This is a genomic window from Hyphomicrobium sp. DY-1 (assembly GCF_047497105.1).
Lineage (GTDB): Bacteria > Pseudomonadota > Alphaproteobacteria > Rhizobiales > Hyphomicrobiaceae > Hyphomicrobium_B.
This window is the reverse complement of sequence record NZ_CP134870.1, coordinates 3069581-3086970: the sequence shown is the minus strand read 5'-3', so window position 1 is coordinate 3086970 and position 17390 is coordinate 3069581. Positions and strand designations below refer to the sequence as shown.

The window sequence follows — 17390 nt, the reverse complement described above, 5'->3', positions numbered from 1 at the left end:
GACGTGGATTCAAAAGTACAAGCCGCTCGCAAAGCGGCAATCCGTCGAAAATTGCATTTGCGCCGCTATAGGTATGTCAGCCTCTCGCGCCGCCTTTGGCTTCGCCGCTGCGTCTTCCTTCTCGGCGCCGTCTGCATCGGCCTTGCCGCGGTCGGCTTTGCCAAGCTCGCCGACGCGGCGCAGGACCTCTACTACCGGATGCTGCACACCTCGCCGTGGCTACCGCTGATCCTGTCGCCCATCGGCTTTGCCGTGCTCGCCTACATCACCGCGCGCTGGTTCCCGGCGTCTTCGGGAAGCGGTATTCCCCAGGTCATCGCCGCGCGGCGGAGCAAGATCGTCGCCTTCCGGAAACGCATTCTCGGCTGGCCGACGATGGTCGCAAAGATCATCATGACGACGATTGCACTGATCTTCGGCGCATCCGTTGGACGCGAAGGCCCGACTGTTCAGGTCGGTGCTTCGGTCATGTATGCGGTTGCCGGTTATGCCGGCATCGGACGACACAACGGCTTGGTCCTCGCAGGCTCGGCGGCTGGCATCGCCGCGGCGTTCAACGCGCCCATCGCCGGTATTCTCTTCGCCATCGAGGAAGTCGCCAAATCTTATGCCGGCCGCATCAACGAACTCGTCATCGCCTCTGTCGCGATCGCTGGCGGCGTGAGCTGGTTCATCCTCGGAAATTACGCTTATTTCGGTGTGGTCTCTGCCAATATGGCACATGCCGCCGACTGGTCCGCCATCCCGATCTGCGCGCTGCTGGGCGGCCTCATGGGCGGCTTCTTTTCGCGCTCGCTCGTCGTACTTGTGCGCAAGCCGCCATCTTTCATCGCGACGCTCCGCCGTCGCCCTGCCGTCTTCGCCGCCGTCTGCGGCCTCATCGTCGCGGTGCTCAGCATTGCAACGGGCGGATATGCCTCCGGCAACGGCTATATGGAAACGCATGCCGGACTGGTGGACGGCAATCACATTCCCTTCTGGTATGGGCCGTGCAAGCTCATCACGACGCTTCTGTCGTCGGCGAGCGGCATTCCCGGCGGTCTCTTTTCCCCGTCGCTTGCCGTCGGCGCCGGATTGGGCTCGATGGTCACCCCGATTTTCTCGTTCGTCGAACCGCGCGCCCTGATGCTGATGATGACCGTCGGCTACTTTGCCGCCGTCGTGCAATCGCCGCTCACCGCCGTCGTGATCGTGATGGAAATGACGAGCGACCGGAACATGGTCATCCCGCTGATGGCGACGTCGCTGCTCGCTGCAGGCATTTCGCGCCTTATCCAGCGCGAGCCGCTCTATCACGCGCTATCGCACGGCTTCAATCCGCTGCCATCTGAACTGAAGAAATAGAACCGGAGGGGCTCCTGCCCCTCCTTTCAGCATCCGCAGAAGATTCCGATGCACGACCTTTCGGTCTTTGCGCATTTCGAAATCAGCGGTTCCATCGACTGCCCCGGGATGCCGATCTGAAAATCCTTGTTGTCAGCACCGGCTTTTTCATCGGCACCCGCCTGCCGCGGCTGATCGACGGCAGCCGTCTTAGTCGGCGGCGCTTCGTGGCCCAACACTATTCGATGCCGCGGGAGCCGACGTTCACTTTGCTTTTTTTTTGAGCCAGGGACGACATCGGTGGAGCTTCTTCCGCGGAGTCGATCACCATACCGAGACCCATCGCCGGCTGATATTTTTTCGTGAGCCGTTCGCGCCCCTCAGACGCCGCGACCTTCCGTTCGGCTTTGCGCCGCTTGTGCGCTGTTTCTGCCGTCTTAGCGGGATAGCCGGTGATAATCTTCACAGGGTCCGCAACCGTCGTCGGGCGCCCGTTCGGATCGGGAACAGCCGGAACCTGCGGTTCTGCTGGCGCCTCTGAAATACTCGCCGTAACAACCGGCCGGGTGACGATAACTGGCGCCGGTTTCTCAGGCGCAGCAGCAGCCATTTGCTGGTCGGGCTTGCGCACTTCGATCTGTTGCGCGTCCGCCGGCTTCGCATCGCCATTCAATGCAAATTTAGCGCTTAACTCCTCCGCCGCAATCCGCGCCGCAGGAGGATTCTGCGCGGCAAACGCCTGCATCGCCAAAACGAACTCGCTGAAATTGACGACCGGAACGAACTCCGGAACCTTGATCGACTGCGCACGCTGCTGCGCCGGCGGTATCGCATCGGCAGCATCGGCCGCGCCGCCGGATCCTAATCTGGTTGGTGCGGAAAATGAGGACGCAGCGACGGCGCCCAGAACCACTGCAACTGCCTTAAATCTCACGACGCACACCCCACGCGATACTCGATGGGACTGCTCGTCGACGCCGGCCCGCACCGGTGCCGCGGCACCCTTCAAAACACACACACGGGCAAGGTAGCTTCGTACTCTAACCCCCCGTGCCCCAACGACTAATGAAACGCTAACAAAGGCAGGAGAATGGCACGCGCGATGCTCTGTCAGAGCCCAATAGCAGCACTGCGCAAACCTATTCGCGGCCCGACACAGCAAGCACGGCCATGACGCCGAGGATCGGCAGCGAGGCGAGCACCGATGCCGCAGGCACCGCATATTCGTTGCCGCCTTCGGTCAACGGCGACAGCAGAGCCTGAGTGTCTGGAAAAGCCGCGGCCAGCACAGTCGCGGCAGTGACGATAGCAGCTCCAGCAGCTCCAACAGCGACAGCAGACATGACACTCCTCCCATCTCAAAATTGCTCCAGCCATGGCAGGCCGATGCGTGGGAGAATGAACACGGCGCCAAACTCTCGCTGTTACCGGAGTGACAAACCGACAGCGCCGCCGCCGCGAAAGCGAACGACGCGCTTCGGCCGGTAAGAGCAGCCGGGCTAGTTGTCGAGCTTTTCGATTTTCGCCGCGAGATCCGGCACTACCGTCATCCGGTAGTGAACACCCTTACACGCAACGATCCAGACTTTGGCGTTAGGCTTCGATGCGTCGTTGTCCAGTCGCGCGCTGTCGGGATGATCGCACGCAAAGCCCTGCGTACGAAGCTGCGCGGCCAGAAGATCCATCGGCGGCTCGAGCCCGCTCTCGGCAATGGCGCTTGAAGCCGACAATCCGGCCGCGATCGCCGAAGCCATGAAGATGATTGAGTTGCGCATAGGACGTTTCCAGGAAATGACGGCAGATATTACGACGAAACGCGACCGATATCCGTCGGGACCACAGTTCGAGGTAAACAATATACTGCTCATTCCTCGATTTTTATTTCACTCGGACGATGGAGCGACGCGACAAGGGTATACGAAATCAACATTAAGAGGAACCACGAACCGAGCTTTCCGGCGCTCACAAGTTGCCAGCCGTGCCGCTGGTTGGGATAAGCCCACGCCGCCGTAAACGTCCCGATATTCTCGGCAAACCAGATGAAAAGCGCCACCAGAAATAGCCCGAGCAACAGCGGCATGTGGCGGTGCGTCTTCCAGATCCTGTAATAGACCGTACACGGCCCGATGAGCACGACGGCGGCCGCAAAGAGAATGACTCGAAAATCCCGGACGTAATGGTGAGCAAAAAAGTTCGCATAAATGGCGACGCTTAGAATGCCTAGCACCCAGACCGGCGGGTGCCGCGTGAATCGGAAATCGAGAAGCCGCCAGCAGCGTGCGATATAGGATCCGACCGCCGCATACATGAAGCCGGTGAAGAGCGGCACGCCCGCAATGCGAAGCAGGCTCGCCTCGGGATAGATCCACGATCCGACCGACGTCTTGAAGATTTCCATCACCGTCCCGACGGCGTGAAACACGACGATGACTTTCGCTTCCTCGAGCGTCTCAAGTTTGAAAAGCAGCATCGCCAATTGGATCAGGACAGCCGCAATAACGAGAAAATCGTATCGCGCCAGCGCCGCCCCTTTCGGATAGAAAAAATGCGTCGCGATCAGCAGCGCGAGAAGCAAAGCTCCGAACAGACAGGCCCACGCCTGCTTCACACCGAAGCGGACGAACTCGTAGGCAAAGTGAGAAAGCCGCCCGTGTGCTTCCGCCGCCTCACCAATCCGCGCTTCCCAATCGATGAAGCGCGCAAGCGGCGGCCACTGTCGGGCTGCACTTCGCTGCGAAGCATCCCCGGAAACTTTGCGTTGCATATTGCACCCTGAAACTGGCGCCCCCTTTGCGCATCATGCCGAGGTTTATGGCTTTATGAGCCCCGCGCAGGCCACTTGCAGCATCGACGTGGAAGCATCGAGTTTCCACACGGTCATCCCGTCCCTTCCCTAGGCGCAGCCCGATATGCCAAATGATCGCGACGCAAGGAGATCGCCTTTGACTGCCCCGACGAGCCCACCCCCTGCACCGAGCCATTCGCTGCTACGCCTGATGCTGATGGGTCTGCTGAGCGGCATCATCTCGGCTTTCGTCGCAGCATCCGCACTCGTCATCCTGGCCGATCTCCGCGTCTTCGGAACAGGGAACGCCGGAGCAGCCGTCAAGGACTTCGGCAACGACATGCCGACGACCCTGCTGGCAGCCTTCATCTGGTTCCTACCCGTGGGGATATTTATTTTCCCACCCGCGGCGAAATTTCTCGGCGCAGCCTCCAGTACCGGAACTCTTCGCCTGCTGAAATTCGTTGCGCTGGCGGCCATCCTCTGGTGCCTTCTGGCGGAGGCGATTTACCTCGTCCTGACGCCGCTAGCACCTGCCCCGCCGGGCGCCCAGAGCGCCGATCTGATCCGCGCCGCACTAAGCGGAGTTTTTTTCGCCGTCGTTTACGATCTGCTTCTCCGCCGAAGGGACTACCTCCTGGACCGCAAACCTCGCTAAACCTTTCCCCGCCCCAAGTTTTGCCGTACCTTGCGGCGGACGATAACCACTTTTGACCGGATCACCGACCCGCATGACTTCGATTCCGAATTTTGCTCAGATTCCCCTTGATCCGGAGACGCCGGTCAAATCCGCTTCGGCGGCCGAGGCCCCGAGCGCTCCCGTGTGGGAAACGCCGGAAGGCATCCCGGTGAAGCCGGTCTTCACCGATGCCGATACGGCCGGGCTCGACTTCATCGACGGCCTGCCGGGTATCGCGCCCTACGTGCGCGGCCCCTATCCGGCGATGTATGCGCTGCAGCCCTGGACGATCCGTCAGTACGCCGGCTTCTCGACGGCAGAAGATTCGAACGCCTTCTATCGCCGCAACATCGCGGCCGGCCAGAAGGGCCTCTCGATCGCCTTCGACCTGGCGACCCACCGCGGCTATGATTCCGACCACCCGCGCGTGAAGGGTGACGTCGGCATGGCGGGCGTCGCCATCGATTCGATCTACGACATGCGCGTGCTGTTCGACGGCATTCCGCTCCAGGACATGACCGTCTCGATGACGATGAACGGCGCCGTGCTGCCTGTGCTGGCGCTTTTCATCGTTGCGGGCGAAGAACAGGGCGTACCGCCACAGAAACTCGCCGGAACCATTCAGAACGACATTCTGAAAGAGTTCATGGTGCGCAACACCTACATCTATCCGCCTGCACCCTCGATGCGCATCGTCTCGGACATCTTCGCCTACACGTCCGGGAACATGCCGAAATTCAACTCGATCTCGATTTCCGGCTATCACATGCAGGAAGCGGGCGCGACCGCCGACCTCGAACTCGGCTACACGATCGCTGACGGCATCGAATACGCCCGCGCCGGTGTCGCCGCAGGTCTGGATATCGACGCCTTTGCCCCGCGCCTGTCGTTCTTCTGGGCGATCGGCATGAACTACTTCATGGAGATCGCCAAGATGCGTGCCGCGCGTCTGCTCTGGGCGAAGCTCATCAAGGAAGAGTTCAAACCGAAAGACCAGCGCTCGCTGTCATTGCGCACGCACTCGCAGACGTCGGGTTGGTCGCTCACCGCGCAGGACATCTTCAACAACGCGACGCGCACCTGCCTCGAAGCCATGGCCGCCACGCAAGGTCATACACAGTCGCTGCACACGAACGGCCTCGATGAAGCTATCGCGCTGCCGACCGACTTCTCCGCCCGCATCGCCCGCAACACCCAGCTTCTACTGCAGCAGGAAAGCGGCACCTGCCGCACCATCGACCCGTGGGGCGGCAGCCATTACGTCGAACGCCTGACGTACGAACTCGCGAAAAAAGCGATGTCGCACATCCAGGAAGTCGAAGAACAGGGCGGCATGGCGAAGGCCATCGCTGCAGGCATTCCGAAGCTGCGCATCGAAGAAGCCGCCGCCCGGACGCAGGCCCGCATCGACAGCGGTCGCCAGACGATCACCGGTGTCAACAAGTATCAGATCAAGGGCGACAAGGAGATCAACTTCCTCAAAGTTGACAACCACGCCGTCCGTGAAGCCCAGCTTGCGAAACTCGAACGCCTGCGCGCCGAGCGTAACGAGGCCGACGTCCAGGCCGCGCTCGATGCCTTGACCGAAGGCGCCAAAGGCAACGCCAACCTGCTCGATCTCGCCGTGAAGGCTGCACGCGTGAAAGCGACCGTCGGCGAAATTTCCTACGCGTTGGAGAAAGTGTTCTCGCGTCACAAGGCGGAAATTCGCGCCATCAGCGGTGTCTATAAGAAGGAAGCGGCGATGAATCCGAGCCTTGAACGGGTCAAGAAGCTCGTCGAGCAGTTCGATAAGAACGACGGCCGCCGTCCGCGCATCCTGATTGCCAAGCTCGGCCAGGACGGCCACGACCGCGGCCAGAAGGTCATCGCTTCAGCCTTTGCCGATCTGGGCTTCGACGTCGATATCGGACCGCTCTTTGCGACAGCCGACGAAGCCGCGCGCCAGGCAGTCGAAAACGACGTGCACGTCGTCGGCGTCTCGACTATGACGGCAGGCCACCTCACGCTCGTGCCGGAACTGAAGGCAGCGCTCGACAAGGAAGGCCGCGGCGACATCATGATCGTCGTCGGCGGCGTCATTCCCCCGTCAGACTACGAAGCGCTTTATGCGGCAGGCGCCAAGGCCGTCTTCGGTCCTGGCACCAACATCCCCGAAGCCGCCGCCGACCTCGTTGAAAAACTCAACGCGCAGTTGGGCTACGTGGACAAGCAAGCGGCGGAATAAATCCCCCGCTATTCAATTCAATTTCGCGAAAGGTACCGATCATGGCTTTCGACCAGATCAAGCTCGAAATCGAGCAGCTGCTGACCGACATGCAGAACCAGCCACAAGACAGCCACGAAATTTATCTGTCAGTCATGGAGAAGCTCAATCAGCTCAAGGCAACGGGCATGCCGCTGCCCGAAGATCTGGTGAAGCTTGAGCAGGAACTTGAAAAAGAGTTCGCGGAAGAACAGCGCGAAGGAGAATGAGGACACTGATGCCGAGTATGGCCGGCTTATAGCCGCTCAAGTACGGCGCTAAGTTTGTCCCGGACAGTTTCGGCAATCTCAGGTAAGACTGGATTGCCGACACGGGCCATAGCAGCAGCGGGATTGACCGCTGCGACTTCGACGTCGCCAGCCGCACGCTCCTGAACGATGACGTTGCATGGAAGCATGACGCCGATCTTATCCTCGGCCTGCAACGCGCGATACGCGAGCTGCGGATTGCAAGCTCCCAGGATTCGATAGGGCCGCCACTCTGCATCGATTTTCGACTTCAACGTCGCACTGACGTCGATGTCGCTGAGAATGCCGAACCCTTCATCCTTGAGCGCCGATATCACTTTCGTAACCACCTCGGCGAAAGGAAGCTGCAACGTCTTCGCGATGTAATAATCCATTCGTGCAATCCGAACTTAGATCATGCAGCAGCCGATACCAAGCAGTGCGTCGGCCTTCTTCTTCTGATCGTCGCTCAAAGCATTGTAGAGCGCCTCAACCGACGGCCGAACGGCCTTTAAGTTCTGCACCATATTTTCCATCGCCTTGGTGCGGGCGTCCAAACGATCAAGCGCACTTCCTGAGTGCATGACCTTCATCATTTCCGTGCGCGTTTCCTGCATGCTGGCCACACGCGCCTTCACGGCTTTTGCGTAGTCGTCCCATGCTGCCGTCTGCTCAGCGGTGATGCCAAGCTCGGCCCTCATGTACGCAAGGCGGCCTTCCATCATCGGGCCCATGTCATTCATCATGCCACGGCCCATCATCATGCCGTGGCCCATCATGCCCATGCCAGACTGACCCATCATACCGGGGCCCATGCCTTGGCCACCCATCATGCCTTGGCCCATCATCGGCATTTGCGGCTGACTGTCTTGGGCAGGAGCAACGCCGACTCCTAGACCTATTGTGCCGATAAGCGCTCCAGCAAGAACACGCAAATTCTGCTTCATGGCCACTCTCCTTCCCGGCTTGTTCTCAACCAGGAACGGAATCCGTTTTCTTGGCCCTGCGCGCGTTGATGGGCGTCAAGTGTTACAGATTTTTATTACGTCTCCAATGTCGCGACGGCGCGATGGAGCCGACGCCGGCCTTCAACACAAAAAAGCCATGGCCAACGCAAAGCGTCAGCCACGGCACACAATGTTATCGAAGAAAAAAGCCTAGTACTTCCTGAGCCGAAAGAAAGCCGTGCCGGCTTCGCCAGCCAAGCTGACATCGCCAGTGCGCCCCGAGACTGTGATCCGGATTCGGCCGCCGGTATTATACTGCTCGTTGAAGAAGCTGCCGACATAACTATTGGCACCGACCTTCGTCAGCTGAGCCGTCTGATCGACTTTCGCCGAGGATGTGGCGCACGAAGCCGACATCTCATAGCTGCGCGCGCCAGTCTTCGCAAAATGCGCACGGCACCGCGCTTTCTCTTTCGTGCCCGACGAGAAATTGATGTTCCCGTTTCCGGCCCACGTCCCAACCAGCATTGCAGATTCGGCGCGTGCTTCGGCGACAACCATACCGAGCCCTAACGCACCAGCGAGCGTCACGGCAAATACCGAAGCGCGGCGCGCTTTTGAAAGGTGGCTCTGGATCATTCCAATACTCCGTTGAAACCGGCCGCCCCACGAAATATAGCGCACCGTGTCAAATGTTGCAGCCGGGTGCAGGTAGGCATCGTTTGGAAAATCGTCAATTGCCGTAAACACCAAACTGGGCGTTCACCAGACCGCGCTCCGCCGACACGAACGCCGCTTCCACCGCCGCAAATTCATCAAATCTGAAGTCAACCGCCGCTAGAGTGATGACAGACATGTGAAGGCCGTCCAGCCCTCGCTCACCATTTGGTTGCGGCATTCCTACCGGCCGAACTTGTCGTTTAAGAAAAAGCATGCTCAGCAGGAGGCATGAAGACCCTCCCGGAATCCTTCCGCCCCTTCGATGCCCGCATGCTGGACGTCGGCGATGGTCATTGGATCTACATCGAGGAAGTCGGCCGGAAGGGCGGCCGGCCGATCGCATTTCTGCATGGAGGCCCCGGCAGCGGCTCGCAGGTGCTGCACCGCACGCTATTCGACCCCGCCCGCGATCATGTCTTCCTGATCGACCAGCGCGGCGCCGGACGCAGCCACCCCTACCTCTCCTGCAAGGCCAACACGACAGCCCATATCGTTGCCGATCTCGAAGCCGTTCGCGCTCATTTTGCCATCGACCGCTGGATGCTCGTCGGCGGCTCTTGGGGATCGACGCTGGCGCTCGCCTATGCCGAACGGCACCCGGAACGCGTAACGGCTCTCGTACTGCGGGCGCTGTTTCTCGGCACCGACGAAGAAGTTCGCTGGGCCTTCGTCGACGGGCCGCAGATTTTCCGCCCCGAACTATTCGAAGCCTATTGTAATCGTCTTCCGCCGGAGGAGCGGGCCAACCCGCTGGCCGCTTACGTCAAACGCCTGACCGGCCCCGACGGCGCTGAGAGAACGCGCGCCGCTCACGCCTGGAACGCCTACGAGCGCGCCCTCTCGGAACTCCAGCCAAAACACGCCGTCATTCCAGAAACGGTCGCTGATGGCGCCCGCCTGCCGCCGACGCCAATCGTCGAAGCACACTACATCGCGAACAGCTTTTTTCTTCAGCCCGGCGAGTTGCTGGCCAACGCTCATCGCTTGCGCGACATTCCGGGCGTCATTGTGCAGGGTCGCTACGACCTTCTGTGCCCGCCGAAGGTCGCTCACGCCATAGCGTCCGTCTGGCCCGCCGCGCGCCTGGAGATCATCGACCACGCCGGGCACTCGATGACAGAGCCCGGCGTGATGGAAGCCATGCGCCGCGCCATTTCCGATCTCTCGGCTGGTTAATTTCCACTTGTGGCCTTCCGCGTCGTGGAGACACAGTCGATCGTTAATTAACGATCGCGCTTGACTTCACAGCCGAACATCGTCACTAGCTCACGCATTGCTCTCCGATGGCGCTCGGGTCCTCGTGCCACTTGAAAGCGGTTCAATCACCGCGCTCGACCCTGCATTGAGATCAATCCTTATAGACAAGGCCGCACCCCGAAAGCGCCGGTGTGGGCCATGGGACGAACCTCCGGCACCAGATGTGTGCGCGGGGCTCGAAGCCCTTGGGACTTTTGCACTTTGACTACTGAAACTTTTGAGGCATTCGGCTTTGCTGAACCTCTCGCGCGTGCTCTGACGCAGTGCGGATACACGACGCCCACACCGATTCAGGTGCAGGCGCTTCCGCCGCAGCTCGAAGGCCGCGACCTGCTCGGCATGGCCGAGACGGGATCGGGCAAGACCGCAACATTCCTTCTGCCGCTTCTGAACAAGTTCGCAGCGAACCCGACCGACCCGCAATGGAAGCAGGTCTCGGCGCTGATCCTCGCGCCGACGCGTGAACTTGCGGTCCAGATCGACCAGGAAGTCGCCAAGCTCTCGCGCAACATGAACCTGCGCCGCGCCGTCGTCCTCGGTGGCGTCAGCAAAGGACCGCAGATCAACGCGCTGAAGCGGGGCGTTCACATCCTTGTGGCGACGCCGGGCCGCCTGCTCGACCACGTCAATATGCGAAGCTGTGATCTCTCCGGCGTGCAGACGCTCGTCATCGACGAAGCCGACCGCATGTTCGACATGGGCTTCGTCCGCGACATCAAGAAGATCGTTTCGCTCATCCCGCAGAAGCGGCGCACCGCGCTCTTCTCTGCCACGATGCCCGACGAGATTAAGAAGTTCGCCTACGACATCCTCCACGAACCTTATCGCATCGATCTCTCTTCCAAGAAGATCGTTGTCGATCGCATCGACCAGAAGGTCATGATCGTGAAGGCGACAGAGAAGCAAAGCCGCCTGCACACCATTCTGAACGACGATGGCGCCAGCCGCGTCATCGTCTTCACCCGTACGAAGCGTGGTGCGGATCGCGTTGCTGGACGTCTTGGCATGGCAGGCATCAGCGCCTCCGCTTTCCACGGCAACAAGGCTCAGAACGCTCGCCAGCGCGCGCTCAATGATTTCACGATGGGCCACATTCGTGTGCTCGTTGCGACCGATATTGCGGCACGCGGCATCGACGTCTCGAACATCACGCATGTCATCAACTTCGACATGCCTCTCGATCCCGAGACATATGTTCATCGTGTTGGCCGCACGGCCCGCAAGGGCACCAACGGCATCGCGATTTCCCTGTGCGATCCGTCCGAACGCCAGGAAGTCCGCGCCATCGAGCGCATGATGAAGCAGCCGCTCGAAGTCATCGACGATGTCGGTGGCGAAGTCCTGCCGCCGCTGCCGCGCAATCATCAGTCGAACGACGGTGAAGGCGGTCGCCGCGAAGCCAATCGGAGCGGTCGTGGCGGCGAGCATCGTCAGCGCGACGGCGCCCCTCGCGGAGACCGCCAAGCCCATCGCGGCAATCGCGACCGCGGCCGTGACCGCCCCGCCTACCAGGGCGAAGGCCGTGAAGGCCGCCCCGAACGCCCCGCAGTGTTCGGCGTCACCGATCGCGAACGCCCGGCGCGTCCGGAACGTTCAGAGCGTCCTGCTCACCACGAACGTCCGGAGCGGCCCGCACGCGCCGAACGTCACGAACGGTCGGATCGCCAAGAGCGTTCGGCTCGCCCGGAACGTCAAGAACGCCCGCAGCGCCATCGGGACGACAGCCGTCCGCGTGACCGCGATCAGCTGAACGCACGTTCGCATGGCAGCAACGACCATTCGGCTAACGCAGAGCGTCGCGAACACAAGCCGAGCGACCATCATCGCCCGAAAGATCACCGAGGCGAACTCCGCGCCGATCACCGCGGCGAGAACGGTCACGATCATCGCCATGGACCGCGCCATGCCGAAGGCCGCCACCGCAACGAAGCCAACGTTGGCAATCGCGAGGCCGGTCATGGATCGAAAAAACCGCAACGCGACGGCGAGAGCCGCCGGTCGTGGGGCAATGACGGCGGCGCGCCGAAGTTCATGAAGCGCCGCGACGACGATCGCAACCGCGCCCGTCCGGCCCGCTGAGCCTTCACACGGTGCGATCAGCTCACTGATCGAAACAGTATCGAGCCCGGCCATAAAAATGGCCGGGCTTTTTTACGGCCCGGCCAAAGTCGAAACGAAGGGAGTAAGAGCAGAAAAGGTTGCGACGCCTTAGCCCTTCTTGTCGGGCTCGGCAGGAGCCTGCTCCGGTCCGCCGTCATTGTCGTCGTTGTCCTGCATCCGCGGACCATCATGCGAGCCGGGGCCCATCATACCGGGCCCCATGTGCGGGCCATGACCGAACCAGCCATGATCGCGGCCGCCCGGACCCCAGCCTTCGGCGAAGCGGTGACCGCGCGGGCCATGACCTAAGCCGGGGCTCAGTTCGCGGACCAGCGGACGAAGGACTTCTTTCTGCTCATCCGACAGCGATGCATAGAACGGCGAGAAGGCCGTCGAGAACGCCTTCATGCGGTCGGCGCGTTCGCCCATCCGCTTGCTCATCATTTCGAAGCGCGTAGCGAGATCGGGACGCTTGTGTTCGGCTTCATCCTTGCCGCCCTTGGCGTGCTCGGCTTTCCACTCTTCGCGCTTCTTCTGCCATTTCTCGATGCGGGCTTCGCGCGCCTTGAACGCATCGCGAACCTGCGTTTCAACCGGCGCCCAGAGCTTTTCCTGATCCGGCGTAAGTTGCAGCGCCGTCTTCACCATCGCCAGGCGGCCGTCCTCAAGACGTGACCGGGTCTCAGGCGACATCATGCGCCATCCGGCATGGTCGGCCGTCTTAGCGATAGCAACGGTTGCAGGGACTGCTGCGACAGCGGCAATCGCAATCCAGGTGCCACGCGATAAAGTCTTCATGGACATCTCCTTAGGGCCGGGGAAGGCATTTAGGGGGATCGTTGCCCGGCCATCGGAGATAAAAACGCAACTATCTTCGCGATCCGTCGCCGTTTGCGGCTGACATCGCGAGAATGAATAAAGATGAACGAATTCAGGCAGAAAGCGGGCATGAACACAGCCCACCCGTAGATGCCAATGACGCCTTGCGCCGAAGCGTTCAGTTCGTCCCGTTGATGATCGCCAGCGACGTGGGATCAATAGCCGCCGCGCGGCGCGCCCCCGCAACGTTGCCTGACTTCTGCGGATCGGCAGGTCTCATGGTCGACGACAGGCTGCCGCGCAAAGCACTGGATGAGGGCTGCGCATAGACCACGCGATTGCGTCCGGCGTAGCAACCCGCGATGCAGATCACGAGATCTTCGTTCGGGCGCGCAGCCAGGATCTGCTTGACGAGCGGGCTGTCGGTTCCGGGCAGCGAGCGCAAGCTCGCGCCGTCTTCAGGCACGCTGTTGAGATTGCCGGGCTTCGGCACGTAAGAGTCCGGCCCTGCGGGATCGAATTGATCGCCGTCCGCCGTCGAATTTTCAACATCGGCGCTTTCCGCGAATGCCGCCGACACCGGCAGGACAACGAACACGGAAAGGAGAGCGGCGAATCCGATTGACCGCGACGAGCTACGCATAACGGCAGGCTCCAGAACTGAACGAATTGGAAAAGAATGTGCCGTACCGAAGTTAAAGAAACGCTTAAGACATTCTCATGCGCCACGGCTTACGGCGCGATCGTCACCTGGAACGACCGGCTGACCGTCTCCCCGCTAGCAAGCTTTGCAGTAACGGCGAAACTGTCCGTGCCGTCCGTGCCATCCCGCGCCGTGTAGTAAATGCCTGTGCCTATCGCGGTCTTTCCGATGCAAGTGCCTTTCGCCGAATATTCAATCGTCGTCTGTTGGCCGGGAACGAAAGCCAGATCGCCCTTGGCCGGCGGCTGCGTAATCGCGATCTCGGGCGCGGCCAACTGCTCGCACTTGTCGCCGAGGCCCGCAAAAATGAAAACACGGGCACGCCGTCCAGGCACGACCGGAGCCGACCGTACTGCCACATCCGTCGGCGGGGTGCTGGTGGGAGACTGCAGCGTCGCCATGTTGGCCCCCTGCCCCGAACAACCGCCGACGCACGCAGCGATCACCGCCAAAAGCGCGACCGGCAGCCGACACCAGCGCACGCCGCCCGCACAATATTCGTCAGCACTCTGGTTGCCCAAACGCATCATCTGTTCCGGCGTCTCCGATTCTGTCGTCGAACTGTAATCCCCGGCTCCTAAACGCCCCTCGGTAAAGTTCGTTGGGGGTCACTCGAAATGTCTCGTCTGTTGAGTAGCGCGGCACACACCGCGGTTGTTGCTGTTCTCGTGTCCTATCTTCCTGCGCCTTCTGTCCATGCTGCCGATATCGTCGTCAACAGCGGCGATACCAACACAACCGCTCAGACACTCAAAAACCAGGACACACTCACCATTCAGGGTGGAGGAACCCTCGACGTTTCCGCAACTGCGATCAAGCTCAAGGATGATTCCGCAGCGCCGGGGATCGTGATCGACAACTTCGGCACCCTAAAATCCGGAAACCGCGGCGTCGATACGAGCGGTAGCAGCACCATCCGGACGTTCACCTTCAACAACGAAAAGGGCGCCACCGTCGACACGTTTGATGACGGCATCCGCATCGATACAGACGTCACCGACGGAAAAGTAACAATCAACAACGCGGGAACCATCAACTCGCAAACCGGCCAGGCGATTGATCTCGACTCGATTTCGACCAATGGCGCCACGATCAACAATTATGCGACCGGTGTAATTAGCACCCAGGATTCCGACGCCATCCGCGCCGGAGGAAACGGCACAGTCAACAACTGGGGCAAGATCATCTCTAACGCTGCCGCGCCGGATGACTCCAAGGACGGTATCGATTTTCAAGACCACGCGGGCACGGTCAATAACTACGCGGGCGGCGTCATCTCAGGTGCGCGCCACGGCATCACCAGCGACGTTGACGTGAACGTCTACAACGAAGCCGGCGCCAGCATCACCGGCCGCAACGGCTCCGGTGTCGGCTCCGACGGCAACGGCACGGTCCTGAACTACGGCACCATCACCGGCACTATCGACGACGTCTCAGAGAACGGCGATGGCGACGGCGTCGATATCGACTTTAAAGCCAAGATCACCAACTACGGCACAATCCAGGGCACGGGCGCGAAGGGTGAAAAAGACGGCTCGCCGAACACCAGCGAAGGCATCGCGGCGGGCGGTGGCACCATCATCAACGGCTCGGCCAATGCCGTCATCAGCGGCAAGGACAACGCCATCCTTATCGATGACAGCAATGCGGGCAACGCCCCGTACGCGACCCAGATCACCAACCTCGGCACCATCCGCGGCGAAGACGGCTTCGGCATCCGCATCATCGGCACTCAAAACGATACCATTCAGAACGCCGGCCTGATCGAGGGCGCGAACGGCGAAGCGGTCGATCTCGGCGGCGGCGACGATACGCTGATCGTCAACACGGGCGGCAAGTTCATCGGCCTTGTCGATGGCGGCGCCGGAACCGACACGGTCGATCTCGACGGCACCGGCACCTTTGCGGGCGGCGTCAACTTCGAAATCCTTGACGTCAAAGGCGACTGGACGCTGACTGGCACGCAAAGCTACAGCAACGGCGCCACACTTGAATCGGGCAAGCTCAGCGTCGATGGCACGCTCGACGCCGACTTGACCACGAAGGCCGGAACGATCCTCGCCGGCAACGGCACCATCGGGTCGGCGTCCATCTTCGGCACCATCGCGCCTGGCCATTCGATCGGCACGTTGACCTTCACGGGCGATTATCAGCAGCAAGCCGGTTCGACTTACGAAGTCGAACTCGACAGCACTGGTAAATCCGATCTCATCACCGTCGACGGCGCCACGACGCTCGCTGGCTCCGTCGTCGTGAAGCCCGCTTCGGGCCAGTATAAGCTCGGAACGCAATACACGATCCTGACGGCGCAGACCGGCATTACTGGTGGCTACACGAGCGCGACGGACTCGATGCCCTTCATCGACTTCGCGCTCGCCTCCGACGCCAACAACATCTATCTCGACGTACGCGCAGCAACGTGACGTTCCAATCGGTTGCCATCACCTCGAACCAACATAAGGTTGCCGCTGCGATCGACAGCCTCGGCGCGACCAGCGCCGTTTTGAATTCGGTCGCGAACGCCACCAGCCAAGAGGCAGCCCGGAGAGCCTTCAATAGCCTGTCCGGCGAGATCTACGCCTCCGCAAACGGCATCATGCTCGAAGACAGCCGCTTCTTACGCGACGCCGTGATGGACCGTGTCAGAAACGATCTGGAAGACAAATCTCGCGGCGGTCTCTGGGGACAAGCGTTCGGCTCGCAAGGCACGTATAGCGGCGACAGCAACGCCGCAGGTGTCGACCGCACCATTGGCGGTGTCTTCGTCGGCGTCGATACCAAAGCCGGAAGCTTCGGCAGCATCGGCATCGCCGCTGGCTACAGCCACGCTTCCCTCGATGACGATGGCCGCAACTCATCGCAAGAGCGCGATGACGCCCACTTCGCCCTCTATGGCGGCGGTCGCTGGGGTGCCCTCGGCGTGCGTTGGGGTGCGGGCTTCACTTGGGCCGATCTCGATACCAAGCGCCGCTTCGATCTTAGCGGAACGACCGACGAAGCGCGCAGCAATCAGACCGCTGGCACGGCGCAGGTCTTCGGCGAACTCGGCTATCACATCGGTCTGGCAGGCGTCGATTTCGAACCGTTCGCCGGCATCGCCTACGTCAACCTCAACACCGACGATTTCCATGAAGCTGGCAGCGACGCTGCCCTCAAGGGCTTCGGCGACAACCAGGACCTGCCGACAACTACGCTCGGCCTCCGAGCCGCAACCAACGTCATCATGCAGAGCGGCACGATCTTGACGACACACGGCATGGTCGGTTGGCGGCATGCGCTCGACGACGTCGACACAAGCCAGACGCTCGCCTTCTCCGGCGGCTCACCGTTCTCGATCGAAGGCGTACCGATTGCGCGAGATACGTTGATGCTAGGCGCTGGCCTCGACGTCAATTTCTCGCCGGATCTCAGCGTCGGCCTCTCCTACAGCGGCGAGATCGGCGACGACGTCCAGGACCACGGCGTCAAAGGCAACCTGTCGTGGAAATTCTGACGCCACTTGTGGAACGTCGAGCACGAAAAATATGACGGGCACCTCCAAAGTTATGATCGCTTAAAGAGGTG

At 61.0% G+C, this 17390-nt stretch carries 19 protein-coding genes; 8 read left to right on the top strand and 11 right to left on the bottom strand.

Annotation, left to right across the window (positions count from 1 at the left end):
- Nucleotides 1-3 precede the first annotated feature (3 nt).
- Nucleotides 4-1344 (top strand): chloride channel protein, encoded by a 1341-nt coding sequence (locus RLW41_RS14900; RefSeq protein ID WP_414461977.1) that lies wholly within the window; start codon nucleotides 4-6, stop codon nucleotides 1342-1344.
- Between the two features lie 217 nt (nucleotides 1345-1561).
- Here RLW41_RS14900 and RLW41_RS14895 read toward each other — a convergent pair whose 3' ends face one another.
- The 4 genes from RLW41_RS14895 to RLW41_RS14880 all read right to left on the bottom strand — a co-directional run bounded on the left by RLW41_RS14895 (nucleotide 1562) and on the right by RLW41_RS14880 (nucleotide 4087).
- On the bottom strand, nucleotides 1562-2257 hold the full coding sequence (locus RLW41_RS14895; protein WP_414461976.1) for a hypothetical protein: 696 nt from the start codon (nucleotides 2255-2257) through the stop codon (nucleotides 1562-1564).
- A gap of 205 nt (nucleotides 2258-2462) precedes the next feature.
- Nucleotides 2463-2666 carry a hypothetical protein gene (locus tag RLW41_RS14890; RefSeq protein ID WP_013946523.1) on the bottom strand — a complete coding sequence of 68 codons (204 nt, stop codon included), beginning with the start codon at nucleotides 2664-2666 and terminating at the stop codon, nucleotides 2463-2465.
- 156 nt (nucleotides 2667-2822) lie between these two features.
- Complete coding sequence (locus tag RLW41_RS14885; RefSeq protein ID WP_409562434.1) at nucleotides 2823-3098, bottom strand: hypothetical protein; 276 nt, start codon at nucleotides 3096-3098, stop codon at nucleotides 2823-2825.
- An 89-nt stretch (nucleotides 3099-3187) separates the two neighbouring features.
- A complete protein-coding gene (locus tag RLW41_RS14880; protein ID WP_414461975.1) occupies nucleotides 3188-4087 on the bottom strand; it encodes a DUF817 domain-containing protein in 900 nt (299 codons plus the stop codon).
- A 178-nt stretch (nucleotides 4088-4265) separates the two neighbouring features.
- On the opposite strand from RLW41_RS14880, the gene RLW41_RS14875 reads away from it, so the two are divergent.
- From RLW41_RS14875 to RLW41_RS14865, 3 genes are all read left to right on the top strand, one after another.
- Nucleotides 4266-4766: a hypothetical protein gene (locus RLW41_RS14875; RefSeq protein ID WP_414461974.1), complete on the top strand. Its 501-nt coding sequence runs from the start codon at nucleotides 4266-4268 to the stop codon at nucleotides 4764-4766.
- 73 nt (nucleotides 4767-4839) lie between these two features.
- Entirely contained in the window at nucleotides 4840-7014 is a 2175-nt protein-coding gene (gene scpA / locus RLW41_RS14870) for a methylmalonyl-CoA mutase (protein WP_414461973.1), read from the top strand.
- A gap of 41 nt (nucleotides 7015-7055) precedes the next feature.
- Nucleotides 7056-7262, top strand: coding sequence for a hypothetical protein (locus RLW41_RS14865; RefSeq protein ID WP_409562430.1), 207 nt, complete (start codon nucleotides 7056-7058; stop codon nucleotides 7260-7262).
- A 26-nt stretch (nucleotides 7263-7288) separates the two neighbouring features.
- On the opposite strand, the gene RLW41_RS14860 is transcribed toward RLW41_RS14865, so the two are convergent.
- The 4 genes from RLW41_RS14860 to RLW41_RS14845 all read right to left on the bottom strand — a co-directional run bounded on the left by RLW41_RS14860 (nucleotide 7289) and on the right by RLW41_RS14845 (nucleotide 9083).
- Nucleotides 7289-7675: a DUF302 domain-containing protein gene (locus RLW41_RS14860; RefSeq protein ID WP_414461972.1), complete on the bottom strand. Its 387-nt coding sequence runs from the start codon at nucleotides 7673-7675 to the stop codon at nucleotides 7289-7291.
- 15 nt (nucleotides 7676-7690) lie between these two features.
- Nucleotides 7691-8227, bottom strand: coding sequence for a Spy/CpxP family protein refolding chaperone (locus tag RLW41_RS14855; protein WP_414461971.1), 537 nt, complete (start codon nucleotides 8225-8227; stop codon nucleotides 7691-7693).
- A gap of 210 nt (nucleotides 8228-8437) precedes the next feature.
- Nucleotides 8438-8866: a hypothetical protein gene (locus RLW41_RS14850; RefSeq protein WP_409562427.1), complete on the bottom strand. Its 429-nt coding sequence runs from the start codon at nucleotides 8864-8866 to the stop codon at nucleotides 8438-8440.
- Between the two features lie 94 nt (nucleotides 8867-8960).
- On the bottom strand, nucleotides 8961-9083 hold the full coding sequence (locus RLW41_RS14845) for a hypothetical protein (RefSeq protein ID WP_409562426.1): 123 nt from the start codon (nucleotides 9081-9083) through the stop codon (nucleotides 8961-8963).
- 92 nt (nucleotides 9084-9175) lie between these two features.
- On the opposite strand from RLW41_RS14845, the gene pip reads away from it, so the two are divergent.
- Both pip and RLW41_RS14835 read left to right on the top strand, forming a co-directional pair.
- Nucleotides 9176-10123, top strand: coding sequence for a prolyl aminopeptidase (pip, locus tag RLW41_RS14840; protein WP_414461970.1), 948 nt, complete (start codon nucleotides 9176-9178; stop codon nucleotides 10121-10123).
- Between the two features lie 282 nt (nucleotides 10124-10405).
- Nucleotides 10406-12283, top strand: a complete 1878-nt coding sequence (locus RLW41_RS14835; RefSeq protein ID WP_414461969.1) for a DEAD/DEAH box helicase — start codon at nucleotides 10406-10408, stop codon at nucleotides 12281-12283.
- Nucleotides 12284-12412: 129 nt separating this feature from the next.
- On the opposite strand, the gene RLW41_RS14830 is transcribed toward RLW41_RS14835, so the two are convergent.
- The 3 genes from RLW41_RS14830 to RLW41_RS14820 all read right to left on the bottom strand — a co-directional run bounded on the left by RLW41_RS14830 (nucleotide 12413) and on the right by RLW41_RS14820 (nucleotide 14356).
- A complete protein-coding gene (locus RLW41_RS14830; protein WP_409562423.1) occupies nucleotides 12413-13102 on the bottom strand; it encodes a Spy/CpxP family protein refolding chaperone in 690 nt (229 codons plus the stop codon).
- Between the two features lie 199 nt (nucleotides 13103-13301).
- Nucleotides 13302-13766 (bottom strand): hypothetical protein, encoded by a 465-nt coding sequence (locus RLW41_RS14825; protein ID WP_414461968.1) that lies wholly within the window; start codon nucleotides 13764-13766, stop codon nucleotides 13302-13304.
- 89 nt (nucleotides 13767-13855) lie between these two features.
- Nucleotides 13856-14356 carry a hypothetical protein gene (locus RLW41_RS14820; RefSeq protein ID WP_409562421.1) on the bottom strand — a complete coding sequence of 167 codons (501 nt, stop codon included), beginning with the start codon at nucleotides 14354-14356 and terminating at the stop codon, nucleotides 13856-13858.
- 87 nt (nucleotides 14357-14443) lie between these two features.
- On the opposite strand from RLW41_RS14820, the gene RLW41_RS14815 reads away from it, so the two are divergent.
- Together RLW41_RS14815 and RLW41_RS14810 are read left to right on the top strand one after the other, a co-directional pair.
- Complete coding sequence (locus tag RLW41_RS14815; RefSeq protein WP_414461967.1) at nucleotides 14444-16249, top strand: hypothetical protein; 1806 nt, start codon at nucleotides 14444-14446, stop codon at nucleotides 16247-16249.
- Complete coding sequence (locus RLW41_RS14810; RefSeq protein WP_414461966.1) at nucleotides 16246-17319, top strand: autotransporter domain-containing protein; 1074 nt, start codon at nucleotides 16246-16248, stop codon at nucleotides 17317-17319. Before RLW41_RS14815 ends, RLW41_RS14810 begins: the two co-directional genes overlap by 4 nt.
- Nucleotides 17320-17390 lie beyond the last annotated feature (71 nt).

Excerpts from the sequence above, each read along its gene's own strand:
- RLW41_RS14815 (WP_414461967.1), top strand. The coding sequence starts at position 14,444 with ATGTCTCGTCTGTTGAGTAGCGCGGCACACACCGCGGTTGTTGCTGTT.
- RLW41_RS14865 (WP_409562430.1), top strand. The coding sequence starts at position 7,056 with ATGGCTTTCGACCAGATCAAGCTCGAAATCGAGCAGCTGCTGACCGAC.
- RLW41_RS14845 (WP_409562426.1), bottom strand. The coding sequence starts at position 9,083 with ATGTCTGTCATCACTCTAGCGGCGGTTGACTTCAGATTTGATGAATTT.
- RLW41_RS14830 (WP_409562423.1), bottom strand. The coding sequence starts at position 13,102 with ATGAAGACTTTATCGCGTGGCACCTGGATTGCGATTGCCGCTGTCGCA.
- RLW41_RS14850 (WP_409562427.1), bottom strand. The coding sequence starts at position 8,866 with ATGATCCAGAGCCACCTTTCAAAAGCGCGCCGCGCTTCGGTATTTGCC.
- RLW41_RS14890 (WP_013946523.1), bottom strand. The coding sequence starts at position 2,666 with ATGTCTGCTGTCGCTGTTGGAGCTGCTGGAGCTGCTATCGTCACTGCC.
- pip (WP_414461970.1), top strand. The coding sequence starts at position 9,176 with ATGAAGACCCTCCCGGAATCCTTCCGCCCCTTCGATGCCCGCATGCTG.
- scpA (WP_414461973.1), top strand. The coding sequence starts at position 4,840 with ATGACTTCGATTCCGAATTTTGCTCAGATTCCCCTTGATCCGGAGACG.
- RLW41_RS14820 (WP_409562421.1), bottom strand. The coding sequence starts at position 14,356 with ATGATGCGTTTGGGCAACCAGAGTGCTGACGAATATTGTGCGGGCGGC.
- RLW41_RS14855 (WP_414461971.1), bottom strand. The coding sequence starts at position 8,227 with ATGAAGCAGAATTTGCGTGTTCTTGCTGGAGCGCTTATCGGCACAATA.
- RLW41_RS14860 (WP_414461972.1), bottom strand. The coding sequence starts at position 7,675 with ATGGATTATTACATCGCGAAGACGTTGCAGCTTCCTTTCGCCGAGGTG.
- RLW41_RS14885 (WP_409562434.1), bottom strand. The coding sequence starts at position 3,098 with ATGCGCAACTCAATCATCTTCATGGCTTCGGCGATCGCGGCCGGATTG.
- RLW41_RS14825 (WP_414461968.1), bottom strand. The coding sequence starts at position 13,766 with ATGCGTAGCTCGTCGCGGTCAATCGGATTCGCCGCTCTCCTTTCCGTG.
- RLW41_RS14880 (WP_414461975.1), bottom strand. The coding sequence starts at position 4,087 with ATGCAACGCAAAGTTTCCGGGGATGCTTCGCAGCGAAGTGCAGCCCGA.